Below are 20,916 nucleotides of genomic sequence, written 5' to 3'. Positions count from 1 at the left end.
TTGACAAGTCTCTCTATCATGCTTTAAGATTACTTACGATTTTAAAAAATGTTATTATATACAATCTAAATACGACGAAGGAGTTCAATTATGCCAGTAACCAAGAAGAAAAAAAGAACACCAGCTAAGAAAAATCTAGTTATTGTTGAATCCCCTTCTAAGGCTAAAACAATTGAAAAGTACCTTGGGAGTGGTTATCATGTCGTAGCCAGTCTTGGACATATTAGAGATTTACCACGAAGTAAGATGGGCGTGGATGTCGAAAATAATTACGATCCGCACTACATTTCCATTCGTGGAAAAGGCGATGTTATTAAAAGTTTAAAAAAAGAAGCCAAGAAGGCTAAAAATGTTTATCTTGCAGCCGATCCTGATCGTGAAGGTGAGGCAATTGCCTGGCATTTATCTCATATCTTAGATTTAGATATCACGGCAAAAAATCGTGTTGTCTTTAACGAAATTACTAAAGATGCTGTTAAAAATGCTTTTACTGATCCCAGATCAATTGATATGAACCTAGTGGATGCACAACAAGCACGTAGGATCCTTGATCGACTAGTTGGATATTCAATTAGTCCATTACTTTGGGCCAAAATCAAAAAAGGATTAAGTGCCGGACGTGTTCAATCAATCGCTTTGAATTTAATTATTGAAAGAGAAAAAGAAATCCGAGCATTTGAACCTGAAGAATATTGGACCATTGATTCGGAATTTAAAAAGGGTAAAGAAAAATTTGATGCTGCTTTCTATGGAGTTAATGGAAAGAAAAAAGCATTAAAGAATAATGATGACGTTCAAAAAGTAATGACACTAATTGATACGAAAGCTAATTTTGATATTACTGCCGTTACAAAAAAAGAACGTAAACGATTCCCTGCACTGCCATTTACGACTAGTACAATGCAACAAGATGCCAATAGAAAATTGAATTTCCGTACTAGAAAAACAATGATGGTTGCGCAGCAATTATATGAAGGAATCCATCTTGGAAAACAAGGCACGGTAGGACTAATCACCTATATGCGTACGGATTCAACACGTGTATCTACAACGGCTAAGCATGAAACAGCTCAATTCTTACATGAAAAATACGGTGAAGAATATGCTGCCATCAAACCCCGAAAAGGTAAATTACAAGAAGGTGCGCAAGATGCGCATGAGGCTATTAGACCCTCATCTGTACTACGAACACCTGCTTCGATGAAAGATTATCTAAGTAACGATCAAATGAAATTATACAAATTAGTTTGGTCACGATTCGTTGCTAGTCAGATGACTCCAGCGGTTATGGATACTATGTCCGTATCTATTGAACAAAACGGGGTTATTTATCATACTTCGGGTTCTAAAACTAAATTCGCGGGTTATACAAAAATATACGAAGACAACAAAAAATCAGATAATATATTACCTGATTTAAAGGTTGGCGATAAAGTTAAGTTGGCTAAAAATCAGCCTAATCAACATTTTACACAACCGCCAGCTAGATTTACTGAAGCTAATCTAATTAAGACACTTGAAGAAAATGGTGTTGGTCGTCCTTCAACATACGCGCCAACATTAGATACAATTCAGAGACGTTATTACGTTAAGTTAGTTGCTAAACGTTTTGAACCAACTGAATTGGGTGAAATAGTCGATGATATGATTGAAGCTTATTTCAGTGATATTGTAAATGTTAAATTTACCGCTGAGTTAGAAAAAGGACTCGATAATATCGAAGTCGGTGATGAAAATTGGGTTCAAGTCGTTGATAACTTTTATAAACCATTTTCTAAAAACGTTGAACATGCGCAAGAAACAATCGAAAAGGTTCAAATTAAAGATGAACCAGCTGGCTTTGATTGCGAAATTTGTGGATCACCAATGGTTGTTAAAATGGGGCGTTACGGTAAGTTTTTCGCATGTAGTCGTTTTCCAGATTGTCGCAATACAAAGGCAATTGTCAAAGAAATTGGCGTTATCTGTCCATTATGTCACCAAGGTGAAGTAATTGAACGTAAATCTAAGCGTAATCGCTTATTCTATGGTTGTTCAAGATATCCAGACTGTGAGTTTGTCTCATGGGATAAACCAATTGGGCGCGAATGTCCTAAATGTCAACATTATTTAGTTGAGAAAAAAGTAAAAGGTGGCAAACAAGTTAAATGTAGTAACTGTGATTACGAAGAAGCTGTTCAAAAATAAATCTAGCAGGGAGATTATGTAATGACAAAAACGAGCGTTAATGTAATTGGGGCTGGACTCGCGGGCAGTGAAGCTGCATGGCAGATTGCTAATCGAGGGGTTCATGTTAACTTATATGAGATGCGCCCCATTAAAATGACACCAGCTCATCATACTGAGAACTTCGCTGAACTTGTTTGTACCAATTCTTTGAGAGCCAATCAAATAACAAACGCAGTTGGACTTCTAAAGGAAGAAATGAGACAGTTAGATTCTGTAATTATGAAATCGGCAGACCATAACTCAATCCCTGCTGGTGGTGCGTTGGCCGTTGATCGCGATAAGTTTTCTGGCGAAATCACGGATTTAGTTAAGAATCATAAAAATGTTACCGTTATTAATGAGGAGCTAACAGAATTACCAGATGGTCCTACAATTGTGGCCACTGGACCATTAACGTCATCTGGTTTGGCTGAGTCTATCAAGAAATTAAATGGTAGTGACGGTCTATATTTTTATGACGCTGCCGCACCAATATTAGAAAAATCATCATTAAATATGGATAAAATATATTTAAAATCGCGCTATGATAAGGGCGAAGCTGCATATCTTAACTGTCCTATGACTAAGGAAGAGTTCATAACATTCTATAAAGCTCTTGTGGAAGCTGAGACGGCTGAAATGCATGATTTTGAAGATGAAAAATTCTTTGAGGGTTGTATGCCAATTGAAGAAATGGCTAGAAGAGGCGCTAAAACGATGTTATTCGGTCCATTAAAACCAGTTGGTTTAGAGGATCCTAAGACTGGTAAAACACCTTTCGCGGTTGTTCAATTACGTCAAGATAATGCTGTTGGTGATCTATATAATATTGTTGGCTTCCAAACGCATCTAAAATGGGGCGAACAGAAAAAAGTCTTCTCTTTAATTCCGGGTTTAGAAAATGTCGAATTTGTTCGTTATGGCGTTATGCATCGTAATACATTTATGCGCTCGCCTGACACCTTAGAACCAACCTATCAATCTAAATTCCGAAATGATCTATTTTTTGCCGGTCAAATGACTGGTGTTGAAGGTTACGTTGAAAGTGCCGCAAGTGGCTTATTGGCAGGCATAAATGCTGCACATATTGTTTTAGGAGAAGAACCTGTTGTTCTTCCTAAGACAACAGTTATGGGTTCTATGGCTCATTATATAACACATGCAAGTGGTAAACATTTTCAACCAATGAACGCAAACTTCGGCATTATACCTAAATTAGGGACAAAAATTAGAGATAAGAAAGAAAAGAATCAAGCGGTTGCAAATCGTGCTTTAGACCATTTAGCAATTGTTAAACCAACTCTTTAAATATTTGCGAAATATCTTATAAAATAATTGAGTTATGCTTCATTGTTGTGCTACAGTAGTAGCGTTCAATGAAGTTTTTTAATACAATAAAATAAGTAATATTGGAGGAATTTATTATGGCAGCAGTTTCATTTCATGCAACAACAATTTGTGCCGTTAAGCATAACGGACATTGCGCGATGGCCGGAGATGGTCAGGTTACAATGGGTGAAAAGGTTATTATGAAGGGAACCGCCAGAAAAGTTCGCCGCATCTATAATGATCAAGTGGTCGTTGGCTTCGCTGGTAGTGTTGCTGACGCTTTTAACCTTGAAGAACGTTTCGAAAAAAAATTAAATGAATTTAGTGGTAATTTGCAGCGTGCCGCAGTTGAATTGGCTCAAGATTGGCGTAGTGAACAAGCATTACAAAAATTAGAAGCTCTTTTAATCGTAATGAATAGTGAAGAGATGTTATTGGTTTCTGGTAGTGGTGAAGTTATCGAGCCTGATGATGATATTTTAGCAATTGGCTCTGGTGGTAACTTTGCGTTATCCGCTGCAAAGGCACTTAAACATCATACAACTGATATGTCTGCTAAAGAAATAGCTGAAGCTTCAATTAACATTGCTGGTGATATTGATATTTTTACAAATCATCACGTTATCTCTGAAGAATTATAGAAAGTAGGTAAGATTATGACTGTTATTGATAAAACACCAAAACAAATTGTAGCAGAACTAGATCAGTATGTTATTGGTCAAAATGATGCAAAAAAAGCGATTGCTGTTGCGTTACGTAATAGATACCGTCGTATGCAACTCTCTAAATCAATGCAAAAAGATGTGACACCAAAAAATTTAATGATGATTGGACCAACTGGTGTTGGTAAGACTGAAATTGCCCGTCGTTTAGCAACAATGCTTGAAGCCCCATTTGTAAAGGTTGAGGCAACAAAATTCACCGAAGTTGGTTACGCCGGCCGAGACGTAGAATCAATGGTTCGTGATTTAGTTGATGTTTCAATTAAATTAGAAGAAGATGCTCAATATGGTCGTGTGTCTGGAGCGGCTGAAAGAATGGCTGATAAGCGTCTTGTAAAATTATTGGTACCAGGAATTAAAAAACAAAAAAAAGCTGAAAATGTTAACTTCATGCAAATGATGTCCCAAATTCAAAAAGGTCAAATGCCTGCAGGATTGGACGTACAAGATGAAGAAGAAGTAACTGATGATATCAGAAATGAACGATTATCTGTTTCAGAACAAATGACTAGAGGGCTATTAGAAAATAATGAAGTCACAATCAAAATTGATGAACCAAAACAACCTTCTGGAATGAACGGTATGATGGGTCAAATGGGGATTGATTTAGGTGATTCTTTAAGTGCTTTAACACCAAAGCGTCAAATCGAAAGAACGTTAACGGTGGCGGAGGCTCGCAAGATTCTAATTCGTGAAGAATCGAAAAAATTAGTTAATACAGCGGATATAAATCAGGCGGCTATTGAACGCGCCGAAAATACGGGTATTATTTTTATTGATGAAATTGACAAAATCACTTCTAAATCTCAGAAAAATAGTGGTGAGGTTTCAAGAGAAGGTGTTCAACGTGATATCCTTCCAATCGTCGAGGGCTCTCAAATCTCAACAAAGTTTGGTCCCATTAATACGGATCATATTTTATTTATTGCATCAGGCGCATTTCATGAAAGTAAACCAAGTGATTTAATTGCGGAACTTCAGGGTCGTTTTCCAATTCGAGTTGAGTTGGATGATTTAAGTCAATCCGATTTTGTTGAAATTTTAACAGAGCCTCATAATGCGTTGATTAAACAATACATTGCTTTAATTGGCACTGATAATATAAATGTCACTTTCACAATTGAAGCGGTTGAAAAAATATCTGAAATTGCTTACAATGTCAACCATGATACTGAAAATATTGGCGCGCGACGTCTGCACACTATTTTAGAAAAACTACTTGAAGATTTATTGTTTGAAGGTCCTGACATGCAAATGGGCGATATCACAATTACTGAAAGCTACGTTGACGATAAAATTGGTAACATTGTCGCTGATAAAGATCTTAGTCGTTATATCTTATAGAAATGGGTGAGTAGAATGACAGTTGAATTGAAGAATGATTTTATCACAGTTAAAATTTCTGAAGAAGGTGCCGAATTAGTTAGTATTAAGGGTATCGACACTGAAATTGAATACATCTGGCAAGCTGATAAAAAATACTGGGGAAGACACGCACCAGTATTATTTCCAGTCGTTGGCCGATTAAAAAATGATGAGTACGAATATAATCAACAAACGTACAAAATGGGGCAACATGGCTTTGCCCGTGATATGCTTTTTACGGTAATCTCTAAGACCGAAACATCAGTCGTACTAGAATTAGGCTCATCCCCAGAAACAAAATCAAAATATCCGTTTGATTTTAGATTAAGATTACATTATATTTTGGCTAACCATCAAATAAAAGTTATCTATGATGTCTATAACCCAGATGAAAACGATTTATTATTTTCAATTGGTGGACATCCAGCGTTCAATGTCCCACTTAAAAACGCGTATTTAGATTTAGAAAATTATCAAATTGATGTTGCACCAAATGTTGAGAGACGTCAAATTCCGTTAGTTGGTCCTTTTAATGATATGGAGAATGCCAAATCAGTTAAGTTTAATGAGCCAATTAAACTATCTCGTGAGACGTTCAAAAATGATGCTCTAATCTATGAATTGAACCAGGAAGAAACGACTGTACTACTCTCAACACCCGAAGATGATCATGGTGTTTCAGTCACAGTAAATAACGCTGACTACGTTGGTATCTGGTCTAAATATCCCGAAAATTCACCATTTGTTTGCATTGAACCATGGTGGGGTTTAGCGGATAACGTTAAATCAACTGGAAAATTATCCGACAAGGGTGATATTCATGTGTTAGAAGAAAATCAATCGTTCGAAGGATCATATGATATTACAGTATTTTAAGACAAAAAAATCGATGACAATGTCATCGATTTTTTTTATTTCGTAAATATAATCCAAGTCCAAAGGGGACCATGCTCTCGGTACCATTAAAAATACGACTTATATTGCCTCTATGTTTATAAATAACAAATATAGTCAGAATTCCAGCAATTGTTGCTAATAACCAATCTTGGAATAAAAGTGCAGCAATCGTAATGCCGATAAACCCAAGTACGCTTGCAACACTTACCATACTCGTTAAAAGAATCAGAGAAATAAAGATTGTACAGGCGATTGCGAAGAATAGTGGACTATATGGCAACAGAATTCCGGCACCGGTAGCAACAGCCTTACCACCTTTAAACTTAGTGAAAATTGAGAAGGTATGGCCCGCTACTGCCCCTACACCAATTAGTAGTGGACTGACAGTTGCGGCAACGCCAAACATATACGGAAGACTTGCCGCAATAATCCCTTTTGAAACATCCATCACTAAAACAATCGTACCCGCTTTTGGTCCAAGAACTCGATATGTATTAGTTGTTCCAACATTTCCGCTACCAAATTCTCTAATATCCTTTTGATAAAAATATTTTCCAATCCAAACACCAGATGGAATTGATCCTAAAAGATAAGCAATTGTTAACATTAATAAAATTGTACCCATAAATAAAGCACTCCTCTCGACTGATAATCAGATAAGTAGTATTTTAACATTCTTTTTATAAGACACCAATTTTTTTATAAAATAGAACGTCTATTCGGATTTTTCTTTACATTTCAAAAAAGAATGGGTTATTATAGTAACGTTACTGTAGGAATACGGAGTAAGGGAGTTTGACTGAATGACTAATCTAAATAAAAACAAATATAATGATGATTCAATTCAAGTTCTCGAAGGACTAGAAGCGGTTAGAAAACGACCTGGTATGTATATTGGGTCAACAGATAGTAAAGGATTACATCACCTTGTCTATGAAATTGTTGATAATGCAGTCGATGAAGCCTTGTCAGGATATGGTTCACAAATAGATGTTACAATCCATAATGATAACAGCATCACTGTTGTAGATTACGGACGTGGAATGCCAATCGGTATGCATGCGTCAGGAATCCCAACTGTCGAAGTTATCTTTACTGTCTTACATGCTGGTGGGAAATTTGGCCAGGGTGGTTACAAAACATCGGGTGGCCTTCATGGGGTTGGCGCGAGTGTCGTTAATGCATTATCTTCATCGTTAACGGTTGATACCATTCGTGATGGCATTCGATATGAAGAAAAATTTGAAAATGGTGGCCATCCAGTTGGTACTTTAAAAAAATTAGGCGCAACAAAGCGAGCAAATGGAACAACGGTTACCTTTAAACCAGATGAAAGTATTTTTTCAACGACAATTTATAAATATGATATCTTGGCCGAAAGACTAAAAGAATCTGCCTTTTTATTACGTGGCGTTAAAATTGTTCTAACGGATGAAAGAACAGATAAACAAGATGTCTATCATTTTGAAGATGGGATTAAAGAATTTGTCGCCTATTTGAATGAAGATAAAGATACGATTGGCGAAGTTATGTACTTCGATGGGATTAAAGATAAAATTGAGGTTGAAGTTGCTGCCCAATACAATGATGGTTATTCAGAGAACCTAATGTCCTTTGTTAACAACGTTCGAACAAAAGATGGTGGTACGCACGAAGCCGGAATGAAATCTGCTTGGACCAAAGCTTTTAACGAATATGCTAGAAAATTAGGTCTTTTAAAAGATAAGGATCGTAATTTAGAAGGTAGTGATGTTCGAGAGGGCCTTTCAGGCGTCATTTCAGTGCGAATACCTGAAGAGTTACTCCAATTTGAAGGACAAACCAAAGGAAAACTTGGTACACCTGAAGCAAGGTCAATCGTCGATAGTGTTCTAAGCGAAAAACTTGGGTTTTATTTGATGGAGAATGGTGAGTTTGCCCAAGAACTTGTTAGAAAATCAATTAAAGCTCGTGAAGCCCGTGAAGCAGCCCGTAAAGCTCGCGATGATTCACGGAATGGTAAAAAGAAAAAGAAAAACGATCGCTTACTTTCAGGTAAATTAACACCCGCACAATCAAAAAATGCTAAGAAAAACGAATTATTCTTAGTCGAAGGTGATTCTGCCGGTGGTTCAGCTAAACAAGGGCGAGAACGTAAATTTCAGGCTATTTTGCCATTACGCGGTAAGGTCTTGAATACTGAAAAAGCAAAATTACAAGATATTTTAAAAAATGAAGAAATAAATACAATGATTTATACGGTTGGTGCCGGTGTTGGTGCTGAATTTAAAATTGAAGACAGTAACTACGATAAAATTATTATCATGACCGATGCTGATACCGATGGCGCACATATTCAAACACTATTATTGACGTTCTTTTATAAATACATGCGTCCTTTAATTGACGCTGGTAAAATTTATATCGCTTTACCACCTTTATATAAAATTCAAAAAGGGACGGGTAAAAAAATGGAAAGCATTTACGCTTGGACCGATGAAGAACTTAATAAGGCTACAGCACAAATTGGACGTGGCTATAATCTACAACGGTTTAAAGGTCTTGGTGAAATGAACGCGGATCAATTATGGGAAACAACCATGGATCCAATGACAAGAACTTTAGTTAGAATTCGAATAGATGATCCAGCACTTGCAGAAAAACGAGTAACAACATTAATGGGCGATAAAGTAGAACCTCGTCGAAATTGGATTGAAGAAAATGTTCAATTCTCACTCGAAGAAGACGGTAGTATCTTGGATAAAGTCGCAAGTAAACAAGTTACTGATTCAAATGCTGATAACCCTGAATTAACATTATTTGAAGATCAAACAACAACTGACTAGGGAAGGAGGCTATCAACTTGGCTATAGAACAAGACACATCAAAAATTCAAGAACTAACTTTAGAAGATGTTATGGGTGAACGATTTGGTCGTTATTCCAAATACATTATTCAAGAACGCGCGTTACCTGATATTCGTGATGGTTTAAAGCCCGTTCAACGTCGTATTTTATATGCTATGAATCAAGATGGTAATACCTACGATAAGGGATTTAGAAAATCAGCCAAATCAGTCGGAAATGTTATGGGTAATTTCCATCCTCATGGTGATAGTTCCATATATGAAGCCATGGTTCGAATGAGTCAAAATTGGAAATTACGTACACCTCTTATTGAAATGCACGGTAACAACGGGTCGATGGATGGCGATTCTCCAGCCGCAATGCGTTATACGGAAGCTCGTACAAGTAAAATTGCAACTGAGATGCTACGTGATATTGAGAAAGAAACCGTTGATTTCGTATTAAATTTTGATGACACAGAATATGAACCAACAGTCCTACCGGCAAGATTTCCTAACTTATTAGTAAATGGTGCTACCGGAATTTCAGCCGGATATGCAACTGAAATTCCACCTCACAACTTAAGTGAAGTTGTAGATGCCGTTGTCTACCTAATTGGACATCCTAACGCAACGTTAGACAAATTAATGTCATTCGTTAAGGGCCCTGATTTTCCTACTGGCGGTATTTTACAAGGACTATCAGGTATTCAAAATGCATACAGAACGGGTCGTGGTAAGGTAGTTGTTCGTTCAAGAACTGAGATTCAAGAGTTAAAAGGTGGAAAAACACAAATTATCATCTCTGAAATTCCGTATGAAGTGAATAAAGCTGTACTTGTAAAAAAGATGGATGAAATTCGCTTACTTAAAAAAGTTGATGGCATTGCCGAGGTTCGTGACGAAAGTGATCGTGAAGGATTACAAATTGCAATTGAATTAAAACGTAACGTTAACGCCCAAGGTATTTTAAACTATCTGTTTAAAAATACCGATTTACAAATTTCATATAATTTCAATATGGTTGCAATCAACAATCAACGACCCGAATTAGTTGGTTTGAAGAAGTTTTTATCGTCATACTTGGATTATCAGTTGAGTGTTACCAAAAAAAGAACTGAATTTGATTTAAAAAAGGCTGAGTCTCGTCAACACATCGTTGAAGGCTTAATTAAGGCCCTTTCTATTTTAGATCAAGTTATTAAGGCGATCCGCGCAAGTAAGGATAAAAAGAGCGCTAAAGTAAGTTTAATGGATCTTTTCGACTTCACAGAAAAACAAGCTGAAGCCATTGTATCCTTACAACTGTACCGTTTGTCTAATACAGACGTAACTGCACTTGAAAAAGAGAATGCGGAGCTTGCTGAAAAAATTACTGGATACAAGGCAATCTTAGCTGATCCTAAGATGTTGTCAGATGTTGTTAAAAAAGAATTAAAGCAAGTATCAAAAGAATATGCCACACCGCGTATGACAGAGATACAAGAACACATTGAAGATATTAAGATTGAAACTGCTGTCTTAATTACACCTGAAGACGTTCAAGTTCTGGTCAGCCATGATGGCTACCTTAAACGCAGTTCATTACGTTCATTTAATGCTTCTGGCGTAGATGAGAACGGCTTAAAGGATGAAGATCGTATTGTATTCAATGAGTCCGTTAATACTTTGGATCATTTATTTATGTTTACAAATAAAGGTAATATGATTTACCGACCAATCCATGAAATTACGGAAGCTAAGTGGAAAGATACTGGCGAACATATCTCACAAACGATTGGATTAGATAATGATGAATATCTAATAAAGGCATTTTCTTTCAAAAAGGTTGATGCTCCTGGTAAATTTGTTTTTGCAACAAAAAACGGATTTATTAAACAGACTGCAGTTTCAGATTTACAACCCGGCCGAACGTATAAAGGGCACGCAAGTAAGTTTATGAAACTAAAATCAGCTGATGATGATGTTATTCTGATTTCATACCTCAAAGAAGACGATAATTCATTATTTATCTTTAGTGCTTCACATGATGGTTATGGTCTGAGATATCCGCTTGAAGAGGTTCCCGTTGTCGGTGCTAAAGCTGCTGGTGTGATTGCAATGAATCTGAAACAAGACGATTTTGTTGCTTCAACCTGTTTAGTATCCGAAAATAGTCAAATCGGATTATTAACGCAACGCGGTTCATTTAAACGTATGTCTGTCTCAGAAGTAAGTTCGACGAGTAGGGCAAAACGTGGTGTTCTCATTCTTAGAGAGCTTAAAAAAGAGCCTCACAAGGTAATTGGCGTTAGACCAATTACTAAAGAAGTAAATTTAAGTGTTATTACTGAAAGTGGTAATGAATTCATTGTTGAACCAATGTCATACCCATTGTCAGACAGATATTCGAATGGATCATTCATAATCGATACGGCTCAATTGGGTATGCCAATTTTGTTAAGTGAGATTAAATAATAATTAAATTCTTTGAAAAAAGGCAAATTAGTTTGCTCTTTTTTTTTATTACGCTTATTATATTAATATGGCTACTATTATTTAGAACTTGAGGGGACACGGATAATATGAAAACAAAGCAAGAAAATATATTTTCATCAAAAACGTTAACATATTTTTTGCAACTTGCGGATATTATGAATTATACGCAAGCGGCCCAAATATTAGGAATTACGCAACCAGCGTTAACACAACAAATTAAAAAATTAGAAAGAACAGTCGGCGCACCATTATTTTATTCTGTAGGTAAAAAATTACATCTATCAGACGCAGGTTACACCATGTTAGATGCAACACATCAAATTTATGAAACATTAAATAAAGCAACCAATGAGATTCAACAATCAACCAGTGCCACACAAGGGGAAATTACTATTGGCATTTTGGCTTCGATTGAAGATGAAGTATTTGATGATTTTGTAATTGAGTATTATAAGAATAATCCAGATATTATTGTGTCGTTTCACTTATTAACGCGCAAAGAAATTTGGAGTGAACTTGAGAACAATAAAATCGATCTAGCTATCATGTATCTTCCAGACGAAAGTATCAAAAATTGGAAGCCATATGAGAGTAAGAAAATTTTTACTGAAGATCTATTATTTCTACATCATAATGAAAAATTATCTTCTAAAAAGAAGGTTAAGTTACAAGAGACAATTGATAACGTTTGGGTGACCTATCCAAGTGATTATTATCTTGATAGAACAATTAAGACAATTTATCAAAGTCAATTAGTTAATTTACCAAAAAGTGTCGCTCGTTTTACATCGCCTTCACAAATTTTAAAATTTGCTCGTGCAACTCATGCTTACACGGCATTACCAACTTCATTTTTAGCTGCTCATCCTGAGGGAAAAGATCTTTGGACTTCTCATTTTGAACCAGAAATTAAATTCGATTTATCTTTTGTCTTTAGAAAAGATAAAGATGAAATACCTAGAAATGAACATTTTTTAAACGCTTTTGACCAATTTTTAGATGAAAAAGATTACATGACACGCCTTAAAGAAATTAATGAAAATCAAGGAGATAATAATAATGACTAAACAATTAGTTTTTGGACATCAAAGTCCTGACACAGATGCCGTAGTTGCTGCAAAAGCATTTTCATACTTACAAAACAAATTAGGTTTCGATACTGAAGCCGTTGCATTAGGTTCATTAAGCGAAGAAACAAAATTTGTTTTAGACTACTTTAACGAACCAGAACCAAGAATCATCGAAACAGCTAAAAATGAAGTAGAATCAGTTATGTTAGTTGATCACAATGAATTTCAACAAAGTGTCTCTGACATTGCAGATTTAGTTGTTACAGATGTTGTAGATCATCATCGTATTGCTAACTTCACAACTAATATGCCACTTAACTTTCGTTCAGAAGCTGTTGGTTGCTCAAGTACGGTTATTTGGAAGATGTTTAATGAAAATGGAATTGAAATTCCTGCTAATATTGCTGGTTTAATGATGTCAGCTATTATTTCAGATACATTATTATTCAAATCACCTACAACTACACCAGTTGATGTTGAAGCAACAAAGGCACTTTCTAAAATCAGTAATACTGATTACAACGTGTACGGCTTAGACATGCTAAAAGCTGGCACTAATTTATCAAGCAAAACTGAAGAAGAATTAATTAATGGAGATGCCAAATCATTCGATATGGCTGGAAAAACTGTCCGAGTTGCTCAAGTAAATACAGTTGATTTAGAAGAAGTCTTTAATCGTGAAGCTGCATTGGTTTCAGCAATTGAAGCTGATAGTAAAACGAACAACTATGACTTATTCTTATTACTTGTTACAAACATTCTAGACAGCGATTCTGAATTACTTGTTGTTGGCGAACCAAAAGAAATGGTTGAAAAAGCCTTCAATAAAAAACTCGTTGACGACAAACTATCATTACCTGGCGTTGTTTCAAGAAAGAAACAAGTTGTTCCTCAATTACAAACAGTATTTGAAGCATAATAAGTATTTAGAAAGTTTAGATCTCAAGTCTAAGCTTTTTTATTTTAAGGAGAATTTAACATGAACCCCGAAGAGCAAATTCAAGCAGTTAAAAAGTACGCACAAAAGAAGCTATCAGCAGATGCTTCTGGACATGATTTTGCTCATATAGAACGAGTCGTAGCAAATTCAAAAACAATTGCGTCAGAGCTCCATAATATCGATTATTTGGTTATTGTTCTAAGCGGTTATCTGCATGACGTCGTCGATGACAAAGTAATCACAAATGTTAAAGAAGAAACCGACGATCTAATTACTTTTTTAGAATCAATTAAATTACCTACTGATCAAATTAGTAATATCTTGACTATTATTCAATCTATTTCATTTAAAAAACAACTCTCAAATGAATCAATCACATTATCACAAGAAGCAAAGATTGTTCAAGATGCAGATAGATTAGATGCAATTGGTGCTATTGGAATTGCGAGAACATTTTACTACGGCGGACATGTTGGTAGTAAAATTTATGATCCAAAACATGGACCTAGAGCGAATATGTCTCCTGAAGAATATCGGAACGTTGATAATCAAACGGTTATTAATCATTTTTATGAGAAACTGCTCACATTATCAGACTCAATGAAAACTGCTCCAGGAATGAGATTAGCCAAGAAAAGACATCTTATTATGTTGGATTTCCTTGAGAATTTTAAAGCCGAGTGGGACGGACAGGCGTAAATAAAAACGATTAACTCAAATATTTGAGTTAATCGTTTTTATTTATAATTTATTAATGGCATTGCGTTGCTCTTCATCAATCATATGCGTATACAGTGCAGTCGCACTTGTTGAACTTTGTCCCAGTTGTGTCGCGACAAGTTGCTCATTTTTTGTTTCTAAATATAACTTAGATGCAAGCGTATGTCGTAATTTATGTGGTGTTACGCGAACTTTAAATGCGGAAGAGTATTTGGCAACCAACTTTTCGATAGTGCCGCTCTCAATTCTTTTTCCACTTCCCCGATAGGAAGAACAAAATAATGCTTTTTCAGTTTTATCCGTTTTATAATTTATCGTTCGGACTTCAATATATTTAATGAGATATGGAATTACCCAGGGCGCAATCGGAACGGTATCCTTTTTACCACCTTTTCGAATGACGGTAATATTATTCGTTTTTAAATTTAAGTCGGGTAGGTCGCTGTTGGCAACTTCTGAGACTCGTAATCCACTGCCAAGCATTAACGCATTAATGGCTATGTCACGATCTTTATCACGTTTAAAAAAAGAAAGACCTTTAGGTTTCAGTAAATCGGCATATTTTTGATCAATAAAATTAATATAATCACGATCTTCAGTGCCAAGCATCAATTTATCTTTGATATTAGCCGCTCGCGTTGCGAAGGTTTCATTATCTTTTACCACCGTAATTTTCTTCATCACATTACGGTAAAAATAGGGCTCCCCATCTTCTTTTTCTGTCTCCTCGGAAAGATACCTGAAAAGGGAAGAAACGGCCGTTAGAGACCTATTTACAGTACTTCTCGAGAGTTGAGTGTTACTATTAGCGTTATTAGATTTACTTCTTGAGAGTAGGGAAGACTTATATAGTTCCATATCTTCTTTTTTTAGGTGTTCTAAAACGCCAATGTCAATTGTTTTAATTGATGTTTCATTAACAATTCCTTCAGCTATCAACCATTCAAAAAAACGTCTAAATTCCGTTAAATATTGGTATAAAGTTGCATTTGATAGGGGAATCGTCGATTTAGATTGGTAATACTCTTGCGCATACCAAGGTTGCTGCTGTAATTCATTTTCGATTAATTCTAAATACTTTTCTTTTCTCAAAAAGACACCTCACTTATTAAATCAATTTATGTTTAGAGAATAACATATAAGGGAGCTCATTTTCAACTTTCGTTAAAGTATAAATAAAAATCTAATATCTATGTTATTAAGCTCAGTATCCATTAAATCAAGACATATGTGAGCAACAATTATCTATTGAAACATTTTGATGACTGAAAAACATCGATTTATGTATTTCAATTAACCATGAGTATGGGTAGATTGTCAAACTAGGAATTACAATAATTACAAGTTTAACAACCAGCAATCAGATCATAATCAGTTATTAGCACAAATTATCGGTTGGTCTATTAAATTGTATCAAAGACTAACTAGAATAAATAAAATCAATACAGTCAATACAGTTATCATTGAAATAATATTAGAGTTACTTTTTAACTATTATTATTGAGAGTGAGACTTAGAAAATAAATTAGAGTTGACTATAATTTAAAGAACTAATCAAATAAATTAGTATTGTGAATTTTAAACGTATGAATGCCATATGGACGTTGATATCCAACTTTCATTAAATTGTGTGTTTTAACTAAAGTTGGATATAGTTTATTTATAAGCCCTTGATTTATCAGCTTTTTCATTTTGTACTTATGTATTGCTTTTATCTTTATTTATCATTTAATTTGTTATATCTCAATATTAAAAAATAAAAAACTGATATCCTATTTTTCGGATATCAGTTTTAAACTATGAAAACTATTATGCTTGATCAAAATCTTTAATCCAAGCTAATGCTAATGCTTTTTCACCTAAATGAGTTCCAATAACTGGTCCAAAATAACTAATATCAAATGTCATATCAGGATATTTTTTCTTCATTTTAACCTGCCATTTTAATGCTGAGGCCTCATCGTTTGCATGAATAATTAATCCGCGTAACGGATAATCAATTGATGATCGATGTTCTTCAAATAAATCTTCAACTCGTTTAATTGCTTTTTTTGTTGATCTAATTTTTTCAAATGCAACAATTTTATTTGAAACACTATCAAAAGTTAAAATTGGTTTAATTTTAAGCACACTTCCGATAAATGCTGAAGCATTAGATAATCGACCACCACGTACAAGGTTTTGTAAGTCATCAACAATGAAGTATTCACCCAACGTCGTTTTTAAATCGTCTAAGCGGTTGATAATATCATCAATATCAGCCTCTTCTTTAGCCATTTTAGCAGCCTCTAAAGCTAAATAACCCATTAACATAACCGTAATCCCGGAATCATACGGGATTACGCGGGTTGATTCAATTGTTGGTGCAATATTTTTTAAGTTATCAACGAATCCTGAAATAGTATTTGTTAAGTGGATACTAAGAACGACATCATAACCTTCGCTACCTAATCTATCATATAAATTAATCATTTCTCCCACAGAAGGTTGTGATGTGCTCGGAAATGAGTCTGATGTCTTCAATTTTTCATAAAATTCTCCCGTAGTAATATCAACGCCTTCATTATAAATTTTGTTGTCAATAATTACCGGAATAGGGATAATCGTAATATTATTTTTTTCAATTTGTTCTTTAGATAAGTACGATGTACTATCTGTTACAATTGCTATTTTCATTAATTAAACACCTCATTTTATAACGGTTTAAATGTCAGTTCTCGTCAGACTCTTGTCTAAACGATTCAGCAACATTCGCAATAAGTTTTGCTCATCTTCTGGCCATTTTTCAAATATAGTTGATTCTAGTTCAGTAAAACCCAAATCGACTGCATTTGAAGATTCAACGCCAACTTCAGTCATTGTATAAATTAACTGTCGTTTATCATCGCCAATGCTATGCTTATCAAGCATATCTTTTTCGACAAGACGTTTTAATTGTCGACTAAGCGTTGAAATATCTAAATCTGTCTCTTTAGATAACTTTTCTTGCGTATTAAACTTAGCAGCAATCTTTTTCAATAACTGCCATTCAGATATCGTTAAATTATTTTTTTTAGTTAATCGTTGTAGAATCATTTTATATTGTCTATCGATTGATAGTAAGTTTTCAAGACTTGTTTTCATTTTGCTAACCCCTTAAATTAGATATACCTTGCATTATACAATATTTAGTCTAATTATGGCAAGAAAACTATTTAATAACGTTTCTTTGCGATTTAACGTTCAAAACGTTACACTTATAGTTATTAAACATATTTTATAGAAAGTGAGTTGATCAAATGTCATTTGATGGCGTTTTTACTCATGCAATGATTAGTGAACTACGAGCGAAACTAATCGGTGGTCGGGTCTCAAAAATATCACAACCCTACCCAAATGAGGTTATTATAACAATTCGTGCTAATAGAAAGAATCAACCCTTGCTATTATCGGCGCATTCAAGTTATGCCCGTGCGCAAATAACGAATATACCCTATTCAAATCCTAAGACACCAACTAACTTTACCATGATGCTTCGTAAATATTTGGAGAGCGGTCAATTAGTTGCAATTGATCAAATTGATAACGATCGTATCATTAATTTTTCATTTTTAACTAGAAATGAACTTGGCGATGAACAACCATTAATTTTAAGTTTAGAGATGATGGGTCGATACAGTAATTGTCTTCTTGTTAACCCAACTAATGATAAAGTTTTAGATACGATCAAACATATCAGTTCGGATCAAAATCGCTATCGTATGTTAATTCCAGGTGCAACTTATCGTCAACCACCCGCTCAAGATAAGTTAAATCCATTTACGGATACAACTGATGCTTTTAAATCACTTTTATCTGAATTTCCCAACAAAGACGTGTTAGCAAAAGAGCTTCAAAATCGTTACCAGGGTCTAGCTGGACAATCGAGTCTAGATCTTGCAACAGCGTTACATGCTGATACCAAAAATTTAGATAATAGTTGGAAAAAATTCTTCACACAATTTGATACGCCCGTACCTACCATTTTATCTGGTAAAAAACTTGATTTTTCGGCAATTCCAAATGTTGAATTAACGACTGGACAATCATTTGATTCATTAAGTGAAATGCTCGATACTTATTATCTTGATAAAGCTAATAAAGATCGCGTTCAGCAACAGGGTAGCCATTTAATTCGGGTCGTTAAAAACGAATTAAAGAAAAATCGTGGTAAACAAAAGAAACTAGAAAAAACACTTAAAAACACTGAAACTGCAGACCTGTTGCGTGTTCAGGGTGAGTTGCTGACAACTTATCTCCACTTGGTTAAACAAGGTATGACGGAGATTTCATTACCTAATTTCTATGATAATGAAAAAGAAATGACAATTCCATTATCTAATCAAATTTCGCCTTCAAAAAATGCGCAAAAATATTTTAAAAAATATCAAAAACAAAAAAATGCAGTTATCTTTGTTAACGAGCAACTCTTGCTTAATCAAAAAGAAATTAACTATCTTGAAGAAATTCAATCAGAAATCGAATTGGCAGAACCAAAAGACTTGCCAGATATTAAAATTGAATTACAACAACAAGGATTGTTAAAAGAACAGAAATTAAACAAAAATAAAAAAGCAATTAAGGTTAAATTAAGTAAACCAGATGAATATTATGCAACTGATGGGACACTAATCTCCGTTGGTAAGAATAACCTTCAAAATGATCAATTAACAATGAAGACCGCTAATAAGTCAGATATTTGGCTACATGCTAAAAATATACCTGGATCTCACGTCATCATCCATAGCTCCGACCCTAGCGATGAGACGGTTACGGAAGCAGCTAACTTAGCGGCTTACTTCTCAAAATACCGTCAATCTGCGTCCGTACCGGTAGATTATATTCAAGTTAAACGAATTAAAAAACCGAATGGCTCAAAACCGGGTTTTGTTGTCTACGAAGGTCAAAATTCGACATTTATAACACCAGATTTACAAAAAATTATGGCAATGCGTCGTAAATAAATAAAAATTCGATTAAGAGTAATTTCTTAGTCGAATTTTTTTGTTATTGCCAATTATTTGGATTAACACGCCATTTTTCAAGTAATATTTTTTCTGTAGCGTTAATTTTATCTTGTTCTTTAGCAACCTTAATAAGCGTAGAATAATTCGTTAAGGTATCAAATTTCGTATTAATTTCAGCAAAATTGGTGATACTAGATTCTAATTCGTAACTAAATATGCCAACGACACCTAAAACATCAGCACCTTCATTTCTAGCCGCCTTAACTGCCTGTATAACGCTCCCACCGGTTGAAATTAAGTCATCAATCAGTACAACCTTTTGGTCTTTAATTAATCGCCCTTCAATCTGCTGTCCCGTACCATGATCTTTAGGTTTTGTTCTAACATATATAAGTGGCAATTTTAATTCATCAGCAATCCATGCAGCATGCGGAATTCCCGCAGTAGCAGTCCCCGCAATTACTTCTGTATCTGGGTATTTCTCACGGATAATATCGGCAATCCCTTTGGCAATTCTAGTTCGGATAATCGGATAACTAATTGTTAATCGGTTATCGCAATAAATGGGACTCTTTAATCCGCTTGCCCAGGTAAATGGTTCATTTGGCGATAACGTTACGGCACCAATCTCTAATAAGTCACTGGCAATTGTTTCTGCTAAATTCATCTAAGCGTCCTCCCACATTTTTTTAATTGTCTGATAGGCAGCAAATGGATTTTCCGCCTGCGTAATAGACCTTCCAACAACAATGGCACTACTTTGATTTTTCTTTGCTGCGATTGGCGTCATCACCCTCTTTTGATCACCCACTGATTGACCCTCCAATCGAATACCGGGTGTAACTGCCAGAAAATCTTTAGACGTGGCTTCTTTAATAATTTTTGCCTCCTGAGCTGAACAAACAACCCCGGATAGTCCAGCCAATTCAGTTAGTTTTGCGTAATTAACCACGCTTTCTATTAAAGGGCGCTCAACTAGTTGTTCTGTTTCCAGTTGTTCCTGACTAGTCGATGTTAATTGCGTAATTGCAATAATTTGTGGCGTTTTTTTCGAATGATTACCTTTATTTATACCATCTAATGCGTATTTCATCATTTCGACCCCACCAGCCGCATGGACAGTCGTCAACGAAATTCCAAGACGGCTTAAACTTGTCATTGTCTGACGAACTGTATTTGGAATATCATGACATTTTAAATCAAGAAAAATATCGTGTCCTTGATCAATCAGTTCCTCAACAAAGTAGGTTCCCTCACTGTAAAATAGTTCCATTCCGACTTTGACAAACAATTGTTCATCTTGAGGAAATAATTGTAAGAAATTTGTCGTTTGATGCTTGTTCTGAAAATCTAAGGCAATAATAGGTCGATTAATCAT

17 protein-coding genes are annotated in these 20,916 nt (G+C 35.0%); 11 read left to right on the top strand and 6 right to left on the bottom strand.

From position 1 onward, the window contains the following. Window positions 1–90: 90 nt before the first annotated feature. The 5 genes from topA to N0K73_RS02000 all read left to right on the top strand — a co-directional run bounded on the left by topA (window position 91) and on the right by N0K73_RS02000 (window position 6,500). Window positions 91–2,187 carry a type I DNA topoisomerase gene (topA, locus tag N0K73_RS02020; protein ID WP_112249882.1) on the top strand — a complete coding sequence of 699 codons (2,097 nt, stop codon included), beginning with the start codon at window positions 91–93 and terminating at the stop codon, window positions 2,185–2,187. A 21-nt stretch (window positions 2,188–2,208) separates the two neighbouring features. Next, complete coding sequence (gene trmFO / locus N0K73_RS02015; protein WP_057973540.1) at window positions 2,209–3,516, top strand: FADH(2)-oxidizing methylenetetrahydrofolate--tRNA-(uracil(54)-C(5))-methyltransferase TrmFO; 1,308 nt, start codon at window positions 2,209–2,211, stop codon at window positions 3,514–3,516. A gap of 116 nt (window positions 3,517–3,632) precedes the next feature. Next, the gene (gene hslV / locus N0K73_RS02010) at window positions 3,633–4,178 is read left to right on the top strand and encodes an HslVU peptidase proteolytic subunit (RefSeq protein ID WP_057973539.1); all 546 of its coding nucleotides are present in this window, start codon (window positions 3,633–3,635) and stop codon (window positions 4,176–4,178) included. Window positions 4,179–4,193: 15 nt separating this feature from the next. After that, on the top strand, window positions 4,194–5,603 hold the full coding sequence (gene hslU, locus N0K73_RS02005; protein ID WP_112249880.1) for an ATP-dependent protease ATPase subunit HslU: 1,410 nt from the start codon (window positions 4,194–4,196) through the stop codon (window positions 5,601–5,603). Window positions 5,604–5,618: 15 nt separating this feature from the next. Then, on the top strand, window positions 5,619–6,500 hold the full coding sequence (locus tag N0K73_RS02000) for an aldose 1-epimerase family protein (RefSeq protein ID WP_112249878.1): 882 nt from the start codon (window positions 5,619–5,621) through the stop codon (window positions 6,498–6,500). A 22-nt stretch (window positions 6,501–6,522) separates the two neighbouring features. Here the strand turns inward: N0K73_RS02000 and plsY are convergent, their stop codons facing one another. Continuing rightward, the gene (gene plsY, locus N0K73_RS01995) at window positions 6,523–7,146 is read right to left on the bottom strand and encodes a glycerol-3-phosphate 1-O-acyltransferase PlsY (RefSeq protein ID WP_057973536.1); all 624 of its coding nucleotides are present in this window, start codon (window positions 7,144–7,146) and stop codon (window positions 6,523–6,525) included. A 178-nt stretch (window positions 7,147–7,324) separates the two neighbouring features. Between plsY and parE the strand changes: the two genes are divergently transcribed. The 5 genes from parE to N0K73_RS01970 all read left to right on the top strand — a co-directional run bounded on the left by parE (window position 7,325) and on the right by N0K73_RS01970 (window position 14,532). After that, window positions 7,325–9,346, top strand: coding sequence for a DNA topoisomerase IV subunit B (parE, locus tag N0K73_RS01990; protein ID WP_112249876.1), 2,022 nt, complete (start codon window positions 7,325–7,327; stop codon window positions 9,344–9,346). A gap of 71 nt (window positions 9,347–9,417) precedes the next feature. Next, complete coding sequence (gene parC / locus N0K73_RS01985) at window positions 9,418–11,802, top strand: DNA topoisomerase IV subunit A (protein ID WP_404825124.1); 2,385 nt, start codon at window positions 9,418–9,420, stop codon at window positions 11,800–11,802. Between the two features lie 107 nt (window positions 11,803–11,909). Further along, window positions 11,910–12,890: a LysR family transcriptional regulator gene (locus N0K73_RS01980; RefSeq protein ID WP_112249874.1), complete on the top strand. Its 981-nt coding sequence runs from the start codon at window positions 11,910–11,912 to the stop codon at window positions 12,888–12,890. Continuing rightward, complete coding sequence (locus N0K73_RS01975) at window positions 12,883–13,812, top strand: manganese-dependent inorganic pyrophosphatase (RefSeq protein WP_057973533.1); 930 nt, start codon at window positions 12,883–12,885, stop codon at window positions 13,810–13,812. Before N0K73_RS01980 ends, N0K73_RS01975 begins: the two co-directional genes overlap by 8 nt. Window positions 13,813–13,872: 60 nt before the next feature. Then, window positions 13,873–14,532, top strand: a complete 660-nt coding sequence (locus tag N0K73_RS01970; RefSeq protein WP_112249872.1) for an HD domain-containing protein — start codon at window positions 13,873–13,875, stop codon at window positions 14,530–14,532. Between the two features lie 42 nt (window positions 14,533–14,574). Here N0K73_RS01970 and xerS read toward each other — a convergent pair whose 3' ends face one another. From xerS to N0K73_RS01955, 3 genes are all read right to left on the bottom strand, one after another. Then, complete coding sequence (gene xerS, locus N0K73_RS01965) at window positions 14,575–15,645, bottom strand: tyrosine recombinase XerS (protein ID WP_112249866.1); 1,071 nt, start codon at window positions 15,643–15,645, stop codon at window positions 14,575–14,577. Window positions 15,646–16,362: 717 nt separating this feature from the next. After that, entirely contained in the window at window positions 16,363–17,229 is an 867-nt protein-coding gene (locus N0K73_RS01960; protein ID WP_057973530.1) for a DegV family protein, read from the bottom strand. 27 nt (window positions 17,230–17,256) lie between these two features. Next, window positions 17,257–17,676 carry a MarR family winged helix-turn-helix transcriptional regulator gene (locus tag N0K73_RS01955; protein ID WP_057973529.1) on the bottom strand — a complete coding sequence of 140 codons (420 nt, stop codon included), beginning with the start codon at window positions 17,674–17,676 and terminating at the stop codon, window positions 17,257–17,259. A 155-nt stretch (window positions 17,677–17,831) separates the two neighbouring features. Between N0K73_RS01955 and N0K73_RS01950 the strand changes: the two genes are divergently transcribed. Then, window positions 17,832–19,535 (top strand): NFACT RNA binding domain-containing protein, encoded by a 1,704-nt coding sequence (locus N0K73_RS01950; protein WP_112249864.1) that lies wholly within the window; start codon window positions 17,832–17,834, stop codon window positions 19,533–19,535. A gap of 43 nt (window positions 19,536–19,578) precedes the next feature. On the opposite strand, the gene pyrE is transcribed toward N0K73_RS01950, so the two are convergent. Beyond that, window positions 19,579–20,205, bottom strand: coding sequence for an orotate phosphoribosyltransferase (gene pyrE / locus N0K73_RS01945; protein ID WP_112249862.1), 627 nt, complete (start codon window positions 20,203–20,205; stop codon window positions 19,579–19,581). Next, window positions 20,206–20,916: an orotidine-5'-phosphate decarboxylase gene (gene pyrF, locus N0K73_RS01940; RefSeq protein WP_112249860.1), complete on the bottom strand. Its 711-nt coding sequence runs from the start codon at window positions 20,914–20,916 to the stop codon at window positions 20,206–20,208.

The organism is Dellaglioa algida (assembly GCF_030127605.1).
GTDB lineage: Bacteria > Bacillota > Bacilli > Lactobacillales > Lactobacillaceae > Dellaglioa > Dellaglioa algida.
The sequence above is the reverse complement of the archived record's forward strand: the minus strand, read 5'-3'. Positions and strand labels throughout refer to the sequence as shown.

Bases quoted from the DNA above. Each gene is read 5' to 3' on its own strand.
- hslU (WP_112249880.1), top strand. From the start codon at position 4,194: ATGACTGTTATTGATAAAACACCAAAACAAATTGTAGCAGAACTAGAT.
- pyrF (WP_112249860.1), bottom strand. From the start codon at position 20,916: ATGATTAATCGACCTATTATTGCCTTAGATTTTCAGAACAAGCATCAA.
- N0K73_RS01975 (WP_057973533.1), top strand. From the start codon at position 12,883: ATGACTAAACAATTAGTTTTTGGACATCAAAGTCCTGACACAGATGCC.
- parE (WP_112249876.1), top strand. From the start codon at position 7,325: ATGACTAATCTAAATAAAAACAAATATAATGATGATTCAATTCAAGTT.
- N0K73_RS01970 (WP_112249872.1), top strand. From the start codon at position 13,873: ATGAACCCCGAAGAGCAAATTCAAGCAGTTAAAAAGTACGCACAAAAG.
- pyrE (WP_112249862.1), bottom strand. From the start codon at position 20,205: ATGAATTTAGCAGAAACAATTGCCAGTGACTTATTAGAGATTGGTGCC.
- N0K73_RS01960 (WP_057973530.1), bottom strand. From the start codon at position 17,229: ATGAAAATAGCAATTGTAACAGATAGTACATCGTACTTATCTAAAGAA.
- plsY (WP_057973536.1), bottom strand. From the start codon at position 7,146: ATGGGTACAATTTTATTAATGTTAACAATTGCTTATCTTTTAGGATCA.
- N0K73_RS01950 (WP_112249864.1), top strand. From the start codon at position 17,832: ATGTCATTTGATGGCGTTTTTACTCATGCAATGATTAGTGAACTACGA.
- topA (WP_112249882.1), top strand. From the start codon at position 91: ATGCCAGTAACCAAGAAGAAAAAAAGAACACCAGCTAAGAAAAATCTA.
- N0K73_RS02000 (WP_112249878.1), top strand. From the start codon at position 5,619: ATGACAGTTGAATTGAAGAATGATTTTATCACAGTTAAAATTTCTGAA.
- parC (WP_404825124.1), top strand. From the start codon at position 9,418: ATGGGTGAACGATTTGGTCGTTATTCCAAATACATTATTCAAGAACGC.
- N0K73_RS01980 (WP_112249874.1), top strand. From the start codon at position 11,910: ATGAAAACAAAGCAAGAAAATATATTTTCATCAAAAACGTTAACATAT.
- hslV (WP_057973539.1), top strand. From the start codon at position 3,633: ATGGCAGCAGTTTCATTTCATGCAACAACAATTTGTGCCGTTAAGCAT.
- trmFO (WP_057973540.1), top strand. From the start codon at position 2,209: ATGACAAAAACGAGCGTTAATGTAATTGGGGCTGGACTCGCGGGCAGT.
- N0K73_RS01955 (WP_057973529.1), bottom strand. From the start codon at position 17,676: ATGAAAACAAGTCTTGAAAACTTACTATCAATCGATAGACAATATAAA.